The organism is Corallococcus sp. 4LFB (assembly GCF_046520365.1).
GTDB lineage: Bacteria > Myxococcota > Myxococcia > Myxococcales > Myxococcaceae > Corallococcus > Corallococcus caeni.
Map to the genome: position 1 here is coordinate 1 of NZ_JBKGHJ010000211.1, position 13,802 is coordinate 13,802.

General features: G+C 72.5%; 12 protein-coding genes. 4 read left to right on the top strand and 8 right to left on the bottom strand.

The window, feature by feature from the left end; translation table 11 throughout:
- Positions 1-148: 148 nt before the first annotated feature.
- Both ACLEQD_RS22155 and cheB read left to right on the top strand, forming a co-directional pair.
- The gene (locus ACLEQD_RS22155; protein ID WP_410386485.1) at positions 149-970 is read left to right on the top strand and encodes a CheR family methyltransferase; all 822 of its coding nucleotides are present in this window, start codon (positions 149-151) and stop codon (positions 968-970) included.
- Positions 967-1,998 carry a chemotaxis-specific protein-glutamate methyltransferase CheB gene (gene cheB, locus ACLEQD_RS22160; protein ID WP_410386487.1) on the top strand — a complete coding sequence of 344 codons (1,032 nt, stop codon included), beginning with the start codon at positions 967-969 and terminating at the stop codon, positions 1,996-1,998. Before ACLEQD_RS22155 ends, cheB begins: the two co-directional genes overlap by 4 nt.
- A gap of 20 nt (positions 1,999-2,018) precedes the next feature.
- Here the strand turns inward: cheB and ACLEQD_RS22165 are convergent, their stop codons facing one another.
- From ACLEQD_RS22165 to ACLEQD_RS22180, 4 genes are all read right to left on the bottom strand, one after another.
- Positions 2,019-3,536: an ATP-binding protein gene (locus ACLEQD_RS22165; protein WP_410386489.1), complete on the bottom strand. Its 1,518-nt coding sequence runs from the start codon at positions 3,534-3,536 to the stop codon at positions 2,019-2,021.
- 442 nt (positions 3,537-3,978) lie between these two features.
- Positions 3,979-5,367, bottom strand: a complete 1,389-nt coding sequence (locus ACLEQD_RS22170) for a sigma-54-dependent transcriptional regulator (RefSeq protein ID WP_410386491.1) — start codon at positions 5,365-5,367, stop codon at positions 3,979-3,981.
- A complete protein-coding gene (locus ACLEQD_RS22175) occupies positions 5,349-6,827 on the bottom strand; it encodes a sensor histidine kinase (RefSeq protein ID WP_410386493.1) in 1,479 nt (492 codons plus the stop codon). The genes ACLEQD_RS22170 and ACLEQD_RS22175 overlap by 19 nt, the downstream gene beginning before the upstream one ends.
- Before the next feature lie 100 nt (positions 6,828-6,927).
- A complete protein-coding gene (locus ACLEQD_RS22180; protein ID WP_410386495.1) occupies positions 6,928-7,119 on the bottom strand; it encodes a hypothetical protein in 192 nt (63 codons plus the stop codon).
- Between the two features lie 238 nt (positions 7,120-7,357).
- On the opposite strand from ACLEQD_RS22180, the gene ACLEQD_RS22185 reads away from it, so the two are divergent.
- Positions 7,358-7,777 (top strand): response regulator, encoded by a 420-nt coding sequence (locus ACLEQD_RS22185; protein WP_410386497.1) that lies wholly within the window; start codon positions 7,358-7,360, stop codon positions 7,775-7,777.
- Here ACLEQD_RS22185 and ACLEQD_RS22190 read toward each other — a convergent pair whose 3' ends face one another.
- Genes ACLEQD_RS22190 through ACLEQD_RS22200 form a run of 3 tightly spaced genes read right to left on the bottom strand, consistent with a single transcriptional unit; the run spans position 7,778 to position 11,709 of the window.
- Positions 7,778-9,079: a dicarboxylate/amino acid:cation symporter gene (locus ACLEQD_RS22190; protein ID WP_410386499.1), complete on the bottom strand. Its 1,302-nt coding sequence runs from the start codon at positions 9,077-9,079 to the stop codon at positions 7,778-7,780. It abuts the gene before it with no gap.
- A gap of 14 nt (positions 9,080-9,093) precedes the next feature.
- A complete protein-coding gene (locus ACLEQD_RS22195) occupies positions 9,094-10,875 on the bottom strand; it encodes a monovalent cation:proton antiporter-2 (CPA2) family protein (protein WP_410386500.1) in 1,782 nt (593 codons plus the stop codon).
- A 54-nt stretch (positions 10,876-10,929) separates the two neighbouring features.
- A complete protein-coding gene (locus tag ACLEQD_RS22200; protein ID WP_410386502.1) occupies positions 10,930-11,709 on the bottom strand; it encodes an SDR family oxidoreductase in 780 nt (259 codons plus the stop codon).
- Between the two features lie 123 nt (positions 11,710-11,832).
- Between ACLEQD_RS22200 and ACLEQD_RS22205 the strand changes: the two genes are divergently transcribed.
- Positions 11,833-12,750 (top strand): LysR family transcriptional regulator, encoded by a 918-nt coding sequence (locus tag ACLEQD_RS22205; protein WP_410386504.1) that lies wholly within the window; start codon positions 11,833-11,835, stop codon positions 12,748-12,750.
- A 2-nt stretch (positions 12,751-12,752) separates the two neighbouring features.
- On the opposite strand, the gene ACLEQD_RS22210 is transcribed toward ACLEQD_RS22205, so the two are convergent.
- Positions 12,753-13,802, bottom strand: a 1,050-nt coding sequence (locus ACLEQD_RS22210; RefSeq protein WP_410386506.1) for an ATP-binding protein, incomplete at its 5' end; no start/stop codon positions are given.

The window sequence follows — 13,802 nt, forward strand, 5'->3', positions numbered from 1 at the left end:
CCGGCCGCCGCGCGGCGGCCCCCGCGGTGGCGGCGCTGGGCACGGTGGAGGCGCTCGAGGCGCTGACCGGGCGGCCCACCGCGACGAAGACCCCGAAGTGCGCCGCGCCTGCCTCCTGGCCCTGGGCCGCTGAGAGAGCCCACGGCCCATGAGCACGCTGCCGCTGTCCCCGCAGGTCCTGGCCATCCTGGCCATGCTCATCGAGCAGCGCTCGGGCCTGCACTACGGGCCCGAGGACCGGGAGCTCTTGGCGGAGAAGCTGTCCGTCCGCGCGCTGGATGCCGGGTTCGACTCGCTGCTCGACTACTACTACTTCCTTCGCTACGACCCGAAGGGCCCGGAGGCGCTGGACGGGCTGGTGGAGGCGCTGCTCGTCCACGAGACGTACTTCTTCCGCGAGCCCCAGGCGCTGGAGGTGCTGGTGGACGAGCTGCTCGTGCCCGCGGTCAAGGCCGGCCGCAAGCCCCGGGTGTGGTGCGCGGCGTGCGCCACCGGCGAGGAGCCGCTCACGCTGGCCATGCTGCTGGACTCGCGGGGCGTGCTGGGGGACGTGTCCATCCTGGCCACGGACCTGAGCGCCCGGGCGCTGGAGCGCGCGCGGACGGGCGAGCACAACCTGCGCTGCATGCGCGCGCTGCCCCCGGGCGTGGTGGGGCGCTGGCTGGACGTGGTGGACGGGCGCCCCCGCGTGCGGCCGGACCTGCTGGCGCGCGTGGAGTGGCGGCAGCTCAACCTGGTGGACATGGCGGGCTACCCGGAGCCGGGCAGCTGCGAGGCCATCCTCTGCCGCAACGTGCTCATCTACTTCCAGGACGACACCGCGCGCCGCGTGGTGGACGGCCTCACCGGGGCGCTGCGGCCCGGCGGGCACCTGGTGGTGGGCACGTCCGAATCCCTGATGCGCTTTGGCACGGCGCTGCGCTGCGAGGAGCGCCGCGGGGCGTTCTTCTACAGCAAGGCGGACGCATGACGTTGCGGGTGCTGGTGGTGGACGACTCCGCGTTCGCGCGCAAGGTGCTGCGCAAGGTGCTGTCGGACGCGGAGGGGGTGGAGGTGGTGGGCACCGCGCGCGACGGGCTGGACGCGCTGGAGCGGGTGGCGGAGCTCAAGCCGGACGTCATCACCCTGGACCTGGTGATGCCGGCGCTGGACGGGACGGGCTTCCTGCGCGCGCTGTCCGGCATGCCGGACGCGCCCCGCGTGGTGGTGGTGAGCAGCGCGGGCGCGGACAGCGAGCTGGCGGTGGCCGCGCTCCAGGCGGGCGCGGTGGACCTGGTGCACAAGCCCACGGCGCTGGCCACCGACCGGCTCTACGAGCTGGGCGCGGAGCTGGTGGAGAAGGTGCGCGTCGCCTGCCGCGCGGTGCCGCGCTACGCGAACGAGCTGAAGGCCGCCAGGGACGCCCCGCCCGCGCGGGTGCTGCCCGCCACGTCCCCGAAGCTGCTGGCGGTGGGCACGTCCACGGGCGGGCCGCAGGCGCTGACGCGGCTGCTGTCGGCGCTGCCCCGGGACTTCCCGGCGCCGGTGGTGCTCGCGCTGCACATCCCCGCCGGCTACACGGAGGCCGTGGCGAAGCGGCTGGACTCACAGAGCGCGCTGGAGGTGGTGGAGGCCAGCGACGGCCTGGAGCTGGTGCCGGGCCGCGCGGTGCTGGCGCGCGCGGGGTACCACCTGAAGGTGGCGCGCCACGGGGCGCTGAACCTGGCGCGCCTGGACCGCCATCCGCTGGGCACCCCGCACCACCCCTCCGTGGACGTGCTCTTCCAGAGCGTGGCGGAGACCTGGGGGCGGGACGCCCTGGGGCTGGTGCTCACCGGCATGGGCGAGGACGGCCTCCAGGGCGCGCGGGCCCTGCGCGCCGCGGGCGGCGTCGTGCTCACGGAGGCGGAGTCCTCCTGCGTGGTGTACGGCATGCCGCGCGCGGTGGCGGAGGCCGGCCTGTCCAACGGCAGCGCGCCGCTGGACGAACTGGTGCCGCTCATCTCCCGCTTCGTCTGACGGGCGCGGCGCGCCCCCTTTCAGGAGCGGTGCGCGGGGGGATGCGGCGGCTCCGGGGGCGGTCCCTTCCGGGGCGGCGCGCGGCGCGGCAGCGTGACGGTGAAGGTGGTGCCGTCGTCCTCGGTGGAGGTGACGTCGATGGTGCCGCCGTGGGCGTGCACGATTTCGCGCACGATGTAGAGCCCCAGGCCGTAGCTCATCTTCAGCGTGCGCGTCTGCTGCGGGCCCTGGCGGAAGGGCTCGAAGAGGTGGGGCAGGGTGGCTTCCGGGATGGGGCGGCCCTGGTTGTGGACCGTCACCACCACCTTGTTGCGCAGGCCGCGCGTGGAGAGGCGCACGGGCGCGTCCGCGGGGCTGTACTTGAGCGCGTTCTCCACCAGGTTGGACACCACCTGCGCCAGCCGGTCCGGGTCCCAGTGCCCCTGCGTGTTGCCCTTGTGCTCCACGACGATGTCGCGCTGCGGGAAGGCCACGCGGAACTCGTGCGCCACCTTGGCCAGCAGCTCCTGCGTGTCCGAGCCGCGCGGCTCAATCACCACGCCGCCCACCAGCCGGGCGCGGGTGAAGTCCAGCAGCAGGCGCGTCAGCCGCTCGATGCGCACCGCCGCGGTGGCGATGCGCCGGCTGGTGCGCGCCGTCTCCTCCGCGGGGCCCCCGGCCGCCAGCACGCGCGACCAGTTCATGATGGCGCCCAGCGGGCTGCGGATGTCATGGCTGATGATGCCCATGAGGTGCTCCTGGAACTCCGCGTGCCGGCGCACCTCCTCTTCCGCCCACTTGCGCTGGGTGATGTCGCGGCTGATGCCGAACAGGCCGAACACGTTGCCCTCCGGGTCGCGCAGCGGGCCCTTGGTGGACAGCCACACGCGCACGTCCCCGCAGGGGTCCTTCTGCGCGTCCTCGTAGGTGAGGGGGGCGCCCGCCTTGAGCACGTCCCGGTCGTGCTTCAGGTTGGCGTGGGCCTCTCCTGGCGGGAACAGCTCCGCGTCGGTGTGCCCGCGCACCTCGGACACGGTGCGGCCCAGGGCGCGCGCGCCCGCGGAGTTGATGACCTGGTAACGGCCCCCCAGGTCCTTGATGTAGATGGCGTCGGTGGTGCCCTCCATCACCGCCTGGAAGAGCTGGCCCACGCGCTGCAACTCGTTGCGGGCCTGGAACTCGTGGGTGATGTCGCGGCAGTGCACCAGGAGGCCGCCGTCCACCGGGCGGGTGCTCACCTCGAAGCAGAAGCCGCCCTCGTGCCAGCGGTGCTCGTAGCGCGCGGCGGCCGGCTGCGCGGTGGCGGGCGCGTCCAGGCGCAGGTGCGGGCCCAGGCCCAGCACGTCCGCCACCTTCTTGCGCAGGTCGTCCCCGGGCTGGACGCGGGCCCCCAGCAGCTCGCGCATGCGCGGGCTCAGGTAGCGGATGCGCCAGCCCGCGTCCACGCCGAGGAAGGCCTCCGGCAGCCCCTCCAGCAGCGCGAGCAGGCCCGGGCCGGGCGCCTCCGTCGAGGACGGGGCGGGGGGACGGGAGCGCGGGCGGGCGGGAGCGTGGGCCATCGGCAGGTCGTCGTCGGGGGTAGGGGGAGCGGGGTCCCTTCAGGTGGGAAACACGGCGGTGCTTCGCGAGCGTGCCCGGCGCCAACGCCGGGACACGGGACCAGGAGGGCGCAAGGCGTCCTGACCGCCTGTTACATGATTCATGGACTCGTGGATTTCCGAGGGTAGGGAGAAACCTCCGGTAGGAAACGGGTCAGTGAAATTCCTGTCGCCTGCATCGCGCGCGAGGTCCGCCACGCGACAGAAGACCCGGGGCTGGACGGGAGCGGAGTGCATCCTCCGGAACCATACCCCGCTCAAGGCAAAGCGGGGGCCCACCCCGAGGGATGACGGGCTTCCGCGCGGCGCGCCACCCTCCGGGCCTCCAGCCGTGCGTCCATGATGGAGGGTTGTGGCCGGAGCGGATGGGGGCGGGTCCACCTGGCCCCGGATTTTTCCCAGGTCAGGGTTTTTTTGCCTCCCGGGGCTCCCTGGCCTCGGCGTCGCCGCGCTCCAGCTTGCGGTAGAGCGTCTTGCGGTCCACGCCCAGGATGCGCGCGGCGAGCGTGCGGCTGCCGCCCACGGCCTCCAGCACGCGGTGGATGTAGCGGCGCTCCAGCTCCTCCAGCGTCACCAGCTCCGACGCGTCCGTGTTCTCCGGCACCACGCGCGGCGTGCTGTAGTTGCGGATGCGCTCCGGCAGGTCGTCCACCGTGAGCTGCTCGAAGGACGTGAGCGCCACGGCGCGCTCGATGCAGTTCTGCAGCTCACGCACGTTGCCCGGCCACCCGTAGGCCAGCAGGCGCTGCGCCGCCGCGGGGGACAGCCCCACCACCTTCTTGCCCGTGCGGGTCGCGAACTGCTCCACGAAGCGCTGCGACAGCAGCAGCACGTCGTTGCCGCGCGCGCGCAGCGGGGGCAGCTCCAGGCCAATGACGTTGAGCCGGTAGTAGAGGTCCTCGCGGAAGCGCTCCTCCTCCACCGCCAGCTCCAGGTCGCGGTTGGTGGCCGCGACGATGCGCGCGTCGAACGGCGTCTCCGTGTCCCCGCCCACCGGGCGCACCACGCGCTCCTGCAGCGCGCGCAGCAGCTTCGGCTGGAGCGTCATGGGCAGCTCGCCCACCTCATCCAGGAACAGCGTGCCCCCGTTCGCCTTCACGAAGAGGCCCGTGCGGGAGGCCTTCGCGTCGGTGAAGGCGCCCTTCGCGTGGCCGAACAGCTCGCTCTCCAGCAGCTGCTCCGGCATGGCCGCGCAGTTGATGGCCACGAAGGGCCCCTCCTTGCGCCGGCCCCGGGCGTGGAGGGCCCGCGCGGCCACCTCCTTGCCGGTGCCGCTCTCCCCGGTAATCAGCACCGTGGCGTCCACGTCCGCCACCCGGTCGATGAGCGCGTACGCCTGCTTGAGCGCGGGGCTCTCTCCCACGAGCGCGCCGTCGTCCTGGCGCTGGTCCAGGGCCTCGCGCAGCCGGCGCACCTCCGCGCGCAGGGCGCGGTGTTGCACGGCGCGCTCCAGCACCAGCACCAGCGCGTCCAGGTCGATGGGCTTGGTGATGAAGTCGTAGGCGCCCGCGCGGATGGCGGCCACCGCCGTCTCCAGGCTGCCGAAGGCCGTCACCACCACCACGGGGATGTCCGGCCGGTTGAGCACGATGCGCTCGCACAGCGCCAGGCCGTCCATGCCCGGCATGCGCAGGTCGGTGAGGACGGTGTCGAAGTCCTCGCCGGACAGCCGCTGGAGGGCCTCGTCCGCGGCGGCCACGGCCACGGGCTGGAAGCCCCGGCGCTGGAGGCCCTTCTCCACCATGGCGCGCATCTCGCGCTCGTCTTCGACAATCAGGATGCGGCCTGGCATGCGTGCGTCCCCGGCGGCAGGTAGATGGAGAAACAACTCCCACGGCCCGGCTCGCTTTTCACGTCAATCCAGCCGCCGTGGTCCCGCACCATCCCATAGGAGACGGACAGCCCCAGCCCCGTCCCCTCGCCCACGTCCTTGGTGGTGAAGAAGGGCTCGAAGACGTGGGGCAGCACGTCCGCCGGGATGCCGGCGCCCTCGTCCTCCACGTCCAGCCGCACCCAGTCCTGCTCCTCGCCGCCCACGTCCGCGGGGGGCGTGGCGCGCAGCACCCGCGAGCGCACCCGCAGGGTGCCGGGCCGGTGCATCGCGTGCAGGCCGTTCATCACCAGGTTGGTGAGCACCTGCTGGAACTGCCCCGCGTCCACCTCCACGGTGAACCCCGAGGGCACCTCCTGGGACAGCGTCACGCCCTTCTTGGTGGCCATGGGCCTGAGCAGGGAGAAGGTGCGCTCCGCCAGGAGCGACAGGTCCTCCGGCGCGCGCGACGGGATGCGGCGCCGGGCGAAGTCCAGCAGCTGCCGGATGATGCCGGTCATGTGCTGCGCCTGCTGGAAGATGATGCGGGCGCACTCGTTCACCTCGTCGCCCTCCGCCTCGCCGGAGGACACCATCTTCGCGCGGCCCATCACGACGTTGAGCGGCGTGCCCAGCTCGTGCGCCACGCCGGACGCGAGCTTGCCCACGGTGGTGAGCCGGTCCGCGTGGCGCAGGTGCTCCACCGTGGCCAGCCGCGCCGCCGTCTCCGACGCCAGCCGCGCCCGCGTCTCCTCCAGCTGCTCGCCCATCCGGTTCATGGCCACCGCCAGGGTCGTCAGCTCGTCGCCGTGCTCTCGCCGCAGGGGCACGCGCGCGGTGAGGTCGCCTTCGCCAATGCGTCCCGCCAGGTGCACCAGCTGCTCCACCGGCCGGCCCACCAGCCGGCGGCCCATGGCCATGGCGGCCAGCAGGAAGAACACGGAGAGCGCCGCCGTGGCGATGACGGTGCCCACCACCGTGGTGCGCACGTGCTGCTCCTGCTCGGACAGGGACTCGGTGATTTCAATGGCGCCCATGCGCCGGCCCAGGAACACCGGCGTGTACGAGCGCAGCACGCCCGGGGTGGTGGACGCGTCCATCAGCCAGCCGTCGTTGCCCGCGCGCAGGCTGAGCAGCAGGGCCGGGGGCAGCGCCGGGGCGAAGCCGGAGCCCGGCCCGCCGTCCAGCCACACCCAGCGCAGCCGCACCTGCTCCTGGAAGCGGTTGGCCTGGTTGAGCAGCGTGAGCGCCTCGGACTCGCCCGCCAGCTGCCACGCCTTGCCAATGGAGCCCGCCAGCGTGTGGCCCAGCAGGCGGTGGTCGTGCTGCGTGTCGGTCTCCGACCGGGCGAGCTCCCGGTTGACCTGGAACGCCTGCAGGCCGGCCATCACCGCGACGGCGAGCAGCACCAGGGCCAGGGTGAACTTGCGAGCGAGCTTCACGAAGAGGCAACCCCCGGTTCGTGCATGAGGGGGAAGGAAACACACGGACCGGGGAGGTACGCTACGGGTACCGCGGGTGCTGCGTCACGACAGCGTGTGGCTAGTTGCTGCTCGAGCCTTCGGCCGGAGCGGCGGGGGCCTTCTGGCTGGCGCCCTGCTTCGCCTTCTTCGTCTTGGCGCCGGCCTTCGCGTGGGCGGCGGGCGCGCCCTTGGCGGGCCTGGCTCCGGCGGCGAAGGCGCCAGGGGCGAGGGAGAGGGACAGACCGAGGACGAGGGCGGAAGCGCGCTTCATGGAGGGACTCCGTGTCAGGCCCGCGCGAAGTGGGTGCGGGGCTGACCGGGGGCCAGAGCATCGGTCATGCCAACGCGCGCCGCCGGGTGACGCGCTGCCAACGCGGGGGGGAATGGCCATGCATGCCTGGGGCACATTGCCCCGGCGGGGGCAGGATGCCCCGGAGGCCCCGGGGCACGACGGCTCCCCGTCCCTTCAGGGCACGTGGCATGCGCCGTGCTCCTTCCGCACTCGAATGATGAACGCCCCTCCCCAAGAAGAAGCGACGTCCGCCGCGCGCGTCCTGGTGGCCGAGGACGACGACGCGATGCGCGCGATGCTCGTGCGCACGCTGCGGCGCGCGGGCTACACGGTGGTGGAGGTGGAGGACGGCTTCGAGCTGGGCGACTACGTGGCGATGATGCGGGGCCATGGCGGCACGCTCGCCCCGCCGGACGTCATCGTCAGCGACGTGCGCATGCCGGGGCTCAACGGCCTGGAGGCGCTCGGGCGGCTGCGCGCGCAGGGCGTCGCGTGCCCCGTGCTGCTGCTCAGCGCCTTCGCGGATGAGGAGACGCACGCGGAGGCCCTGCGGCTGGGCGCCCGGCAGCTCTTGGACAAGCCGGTGGACCTGGACGTGCTGAAGGCCGCGGTGCGCGACGCGGTGGCGCGCGGCTGATCAGGCCGGCGTCCCCACGTCGGCCGGCGGCGCTTGCGGCACGGGCTGGCCGTTGAGCTCCGCGCGCAGCCGCTCGCGGTCCAGCTCGTTCTCCCAGCGGGAGACGACGATGCTGGCGACGCCATTGCCAATGAAGTTGGTGAGCGCCCTCGCCTCGCTCATGAACCGGTCGATGCCCAGGATGAGCGCCAGCCCCGCCACCGGCACGGCCGGCACCACCGCCAGCGTGGCGGCCAGGGTGATGAAGCCCGCGCCCGTCACGCCGGAGGCGCCCTTGGACGTGAGCATCGCCACGCCCAGCAGCGTCGCCGTCTGCGCGAGCGTGAGGTCCACGTTGAGCGCCTGGGCCACGAACAGCGCGGCCATGGTGAGGTAGATGTTGGTGCCGTCCAGGTTGAAGGAATAGCCGCTGGGCACCACCAGCCCCACGACGGACTTCGAGCACCCCAGCCGCTCCAGCTTCTGCATCAGCGGCACCAGCGCGGACTCCGACGACGACGTGCCCAGCACCAGGAACAGCTCCGCGCGGATGTAGCGCAGGAACTTCAGGATGGAGAAGCCCGTCAGCCGCGCGACGAGCCCCAGCACTCCGACGACGAACAGCCCGCACGCCAGATAGAAGCAGCCCATCAGGCGCAACAGCGGCCCCAGGCTGGTGATGCCGTAGGCGCCCAGCGTGAAGGCCATGGAGGCCCCCGCGCCAATGGGCGCCAGCTTCATCACCGTGCCAATCATGTGGAAGAAGGCCTTGGACAGCGCCTCGAAGAGGACGACCACGGGCTTCGCCACGGGGCCAATGGCCGTCAGCGAGAAGCCGAACAAGAGCGCCAGCAGCAGCACCTGGAGCAGGTCTCCCTCGCCGGTGAAGGCGTCCACGAAGGTGCGCGGGATGATGTGCAAGAGGAAGCCCGCGGTGGACTGGTCATGCGCCTGCTGGGCGAAGCGGGCCACGGCGCTCGCGTCCAGCGTGCGCGGGTCCACGTTGAAGCCGGCGCCGGGCTTGAGCACCGTCACCACCAGCACGCCGATGAGGAGCGCGAACGTGGAGATGACCTCGAAGTAGAGCAGCGCCTTGCCGCCCACCCGGCCCACCTTCTTCATGTCCGCCACGTTGGCCACGCCCAGCACCACGGTCAGGAAGATGACCGGGGAGATGAGCATCTTCACCAGCGCGATGAACGCGTCCCCCAGCGGCTTGAGCTTCACCGCGGTGGCGGGCGCCAGGTGGCCCAGCAGGCCCCCCGCGAAGATGGCCGCCAGCACCCACAGGTAGAGGCGCGAGGACTTCGTGTCGGCGCTCATGGTCGTGTCCCCCGCTAGACCGACTTCTGGTCGGCTTCGTCCTTCTCGAACAGCAGCTCCAGCTCGCGGCGCGCGCGGACGATGACCTCCATGAACTTCTTCTCGTCCTTGAAGACCTTGGCGCTCTCCAGCATCAGGGCCTCGTCGTGCTCGCGGAAGCGCTCCACGGAGCGGCGGGCCTCCGCGAAGGTGAGGCCCACCTCCTGGAGCACGTCGCCGGCCATGACGAGGCTCGCGTCGAACGTCTCACGCACCAGGTGGGTGATGCCCAGGTCCAGCAGCCGGTACGCGTGCTCGCGGTTGCGCGCCCGCGCGTAGATGGTGAGGTGCGGGAAGTGCTCCTTCACCATCTGCGCGGTGCGCAGGGACGCGGCCATGTCGTCGATGGCCAGCACGAACACCCTCGCCTTCTCCGCGCGGGCCGCGCGCAACAGGTCCAGCCGGGACGCGTCGCCGTAGAACACCTGGTTGCCGAAGCGCTGGATGAAGTCGATGTGCTCCGCGCTCGCGTCGATGGCGGTGAACCCGATGCGGCGCGCGCGCAGCAGGCGGGCCACCACCTGCCCCACGCGCCCCATGCCCGCGATGATGACCGGGTGGTCCTCCTCCGGGGACACGTTGTACTCGCGCTGCGGGCCCTTCTTCAGGAAGCGCGGCGCCACCCAGCGCTCGTGCGCGGCGGACAGGAACGGCGTCACCACCATGGACAGGCCCACCACCAGCACCAGCAGGTCCGCCTGCGCGCGGTCCATCACGTGGAAGGACACCGCCAGGGAGAAGAGGACGAAGGCGAACTCACCGCCCTGCGAAATCACCACCGCCAGGCTCACCGCGGAGCCCGGCTTCTGCAACCCCACGCGCCCCAGCCCGTACAGCACCAGCGCCTTGAGGGCGGTGAGGCCCAGCACCAGCGCCAGCACGCGCAAGGGCTCGCGCGCGAGCAGCGCCAGGTTCACGGACATGCCCACGGCGATGAAGAACAGGCCCAGCAGCAGCCCCTTGAAGGGCTCGATGTCCGCCTCCAGCTCATGGCGGTACTCGGACTCCGACAGCAGCACGCCCGCGAGGAACGCGCCCAGCGCCATGGACAGCCCCACCGCGCTGACCAGCGACGCGGTGCCCACGACGACGAGCAGCGCCGTCGCGGTGAACAGCTCCTGGCTGTGCACGCCCGCCACCGCGCGGAACACCGGCCGCAAGAGGTAGCGGCCCGCCAGCACCACCAGCACCACCACGCCCACGGCCTTCGCGGCCATCAGCCAGCCGGGCTCCGTGGACGGCGTGTCGGAGGTGCCCAGCAGCGGCAGCGCGGCCAGCAGCGGAATCACGGCCAGGTCCTGGAACAGGAGGATGCCGAAGGCCAGCTGGCCGTGCTCGGTGGTGAGCTGGTTCTTCTCCGCGAGCAGCTGGAGCGCGAACGCGGTGGAGGACAGCGACAGGCCGAAGCCCGCGATGATGGCCGCGCCCCAGGACAGGCCCAGCACCTTCCCCACGGCCGCGAGCAGCAGGCCCGTCACCACCACCTGCGCGCCGCCCATGCCGAACACGGAGCGGCGCAGGTTCCACAGGCGCGACGGCTGCAGCTCCAACCCAATCACGAACAGCAGCAGCACCACGCCCAGCTCCGCGATGTGGAGGATGTTCTCCACGTCGGAGATGAGGCCCGCGCCATACGGCCCGATGGCCGCGCCCGCCGCCAGGTAGCCCAGCACGGAGCCCAGCCCCAGCTTCTTGAAGAGGGGCACGGCGACGACCGTGGCGGCCAGGAACACCAGCGCCTGATGCAGAAAGGACATAAGGCGCCTGCATGGCACGCTGTAGGCCACCTCGGCAACAGGCGTGGGGGCGGCTCAGGCCTGCTGGGTGGGCATGAGGGTGAGCTGCTGGAAGTTGATGTGCCGGGGCAGGGCGGTGGCGAAGGCGATGACGCCCGCGACCTCCTCGGGCGACATCCAGGTCATGGACTTCCGGGCGCCGTCCAGCCAGGCCCGCGCGCCCGGGTCGGTGTTGCCCTCGTGCAGGGCCGTGTCCACCAGCCCCGGCTCCAGGGCCATGACGCGCACGAAGCGCGGGCCCAGCTCCGCGCGCAGGTGGCGGGACAGGTGGGTGACGGCGGCCTTGGTGGCCGCGTAGACGTTGAAGTTCGGAGCCACCGTCTGCGCGACGACGGACGACACGTTGATGAGGTCCGAGCGCCCGCCCGCCTTCGCCGCCGCCAGCAGCGGCTCCACGAAGGTCTCCACGACGCGCACGCTGGCCTTCACGTTCAAATCAATCATCCGCTCCCAGTCCTCCGTGGGATGGGTCTCCAGGGGGGTGGGCCGCATGTATCCGGCGTTGTTGAGGACCAGGTCCACGACGCCCAGCTCGCCCGCGATGACCTTCGCGGCCTCCTTCACGGACCGCGCGTCCACCACGTCGGTGCCCAGGGCGAGCGCCCGGCCACCCTCTTGAGTGATGGTGGTGGCGAGCGCGTCCAGCCGCTCCTTGCCGCGTGCGAGCAGGGCGACGCTCGCGCCGTCCCGCGCGAGGCGCAGTGCGGTGGCGGCGCCAATGCCGCTGGAGGCGCCAGTGATGACGGCGACACGGCCGGACAAGGGAAGAGCGGCGGGGAGGGTGGGGGATGCCATGGAACGACTCCTGCTCGCGCTTGGGGAAGGGGACTGCCTTCGCGAGCCAGGGCAAGGGATAGGAGACGGGCGCTTCCGGGGGTAGGTCTGGAATCCGGATGGACTCTTGAGGAAAGCTCAGGAATGGCGCTGACCCCACTCAATGCCTTGCATCAGTTCCTCGCCGTCGCCCGGCACCGCGGCTTCGCGGCGGCCGCGGCGGAGCTGGGCGTGTCCGCCTCCGCGCTGAGCCACACGGTGCGCCAGTTGGAGGAACGGCTGGGCGTGCCGCTGTTGTCGCGCACGACGCGCAGCGTGGCGGTGACGGCGGCGGGACGGCGGTTGGTGGAGCAGGCCGGACCGGGCGTGGCGCAGGCGCTGGGCGCGCTCAAGGACGCGTCCTCGCGACCCGGGACGCTGACGGGCGCGCTGAGGCTGACGCTGCCGTCCACCGCGCTGCCCTTCGTGCTCACGCCGCTGCTGGCCTCGTTCCGCGCGCGCCATCCCCAGGTGGAGCTGGACCTGGTGGTGGAGAGCCGCAAGGCGGACATCGTCGCGGAGGGCTTCGACGCAGGCATCCGGCTGGAGGAGTACCTGGAGCGGGACATGGTGGCGGTGCGCATCGCGCCCGCGTTCCGCTTCATCGTGGTGGGCGCGCCGGAGTACCTGGAGCGCCACGGCGCGCCGCTGAAGCCGAAGGACCTGCTCCGGCACGACTGCTTCACCTACCGCTCGTCCAACACGGGCGCGCTGCTGCCGTGGGATTTGGAGAAGGGCTCGCGCACGTGGCGGCTGCCGGTGCGCGGCACGGTCACCACCAACGACGAGCGCGTCTGGCTGGGGCTGGCGGAGGCCGGCCTGGGCCTGGCGTACGTGCTGGAGTCGCAGGTGGAGGCGCAGCTGAAGGCGGGCACGCTGCGCCGCGTGCTGGAGGAGTACGCCGCGCCCGTGCCGGGCCTCTTCCTCTACTTCCCCAGCCGCGCGCGGGTGTCACCCGCGCTGCGCGCCTTCCTGGAGCACGCGCGCCAGGTGCTCACCCCTCCCTCGAGGAAGCGGCGCTGAAGTCAGTGCTCGTAGGGGTCGCGCGGCCGGGGCATGCCGCTCGCGGCCAGCGTGGGCGCGGCGGCGGCGGGCGCCAGGGCCAGGTTCGCCACGGGCAGCGTGAAGGTGAAGACGCTGCCGGTGCCCAGGATGCTCTCCGCGCGGATGGAGCCGCCGTGCGCCTCCACCAGGCCCTTGGCGATGGCCAGCCCCAGGCCGGTGCCGCGGGCGGCCGCGTCGCGCGCCTGCCAGTAGCGGTCGAAGATGTGCGGCAGCGCGTCCGGCGCGATGCCGTTGCCCGTGTCGCGCACGTCGAAGGACACCTCGCCGCCGCGCATCACCGCCTTCACCGCCAGCGTGCCGCCCGGCGGGGTGAACTTCACGGCGTTGCCCATGAGGTTGCCCATCACCTGGAGCACGCGGCTGCGGTCGCACTTCACGCGCAGCCCCTCCGGGGGCAGGTCCGCTTCCAGGTGCAGCCCCTTGGCCTCCGCCAGCGGCCGGATGGCCTCCAGCGCCTCCGTGGCCAGCGCCACGGCGGTGTGCTCGCCCAGCTCCAGCGGCAGGCGCCCGGCCTCCAGGCGGCCCCAGTCCAGCAGGTCGGAGATGAGCCGCGACATGCGCTCGGCCGCGTCGTTGATGCGCGTGGCCTGCTTCGCCACCGCCTCGCCGCCCGGCTTGCCCGCCGTGCCGCGCAAGAGCAGCGCCGCGCCCAACTGCACCACGCCCAGCGGGTTCTTCAGGTCGTGCGACACCACGGCGAGCAGGTCCTCGCGCGCGCGGGCGGCCCGGCGGGACTCACCCACCAGCCGCGCGTTGTCGATGGCCAGGCTCGCGCGCAGGCACAGGTCCTCCGCCAGCGCCAGGTCGTCCGGGCCGTAGCGGCGCCCGGACCCGGAGCTCACGAACGTCACCGCGCCCAGCATGTGGCCGCGCGCGCGCAGCGGGATGATCATGTACGAGCGGGCCTGCAACGCCTCCAGCATCGCCGGGTGCGCGGGCTCCGCCGCAGCCGCGCGCAGGAGCGACTCCGTCACCGCGGGCACCAGCTCCGGCTCGCCCGTGCGCAGCAC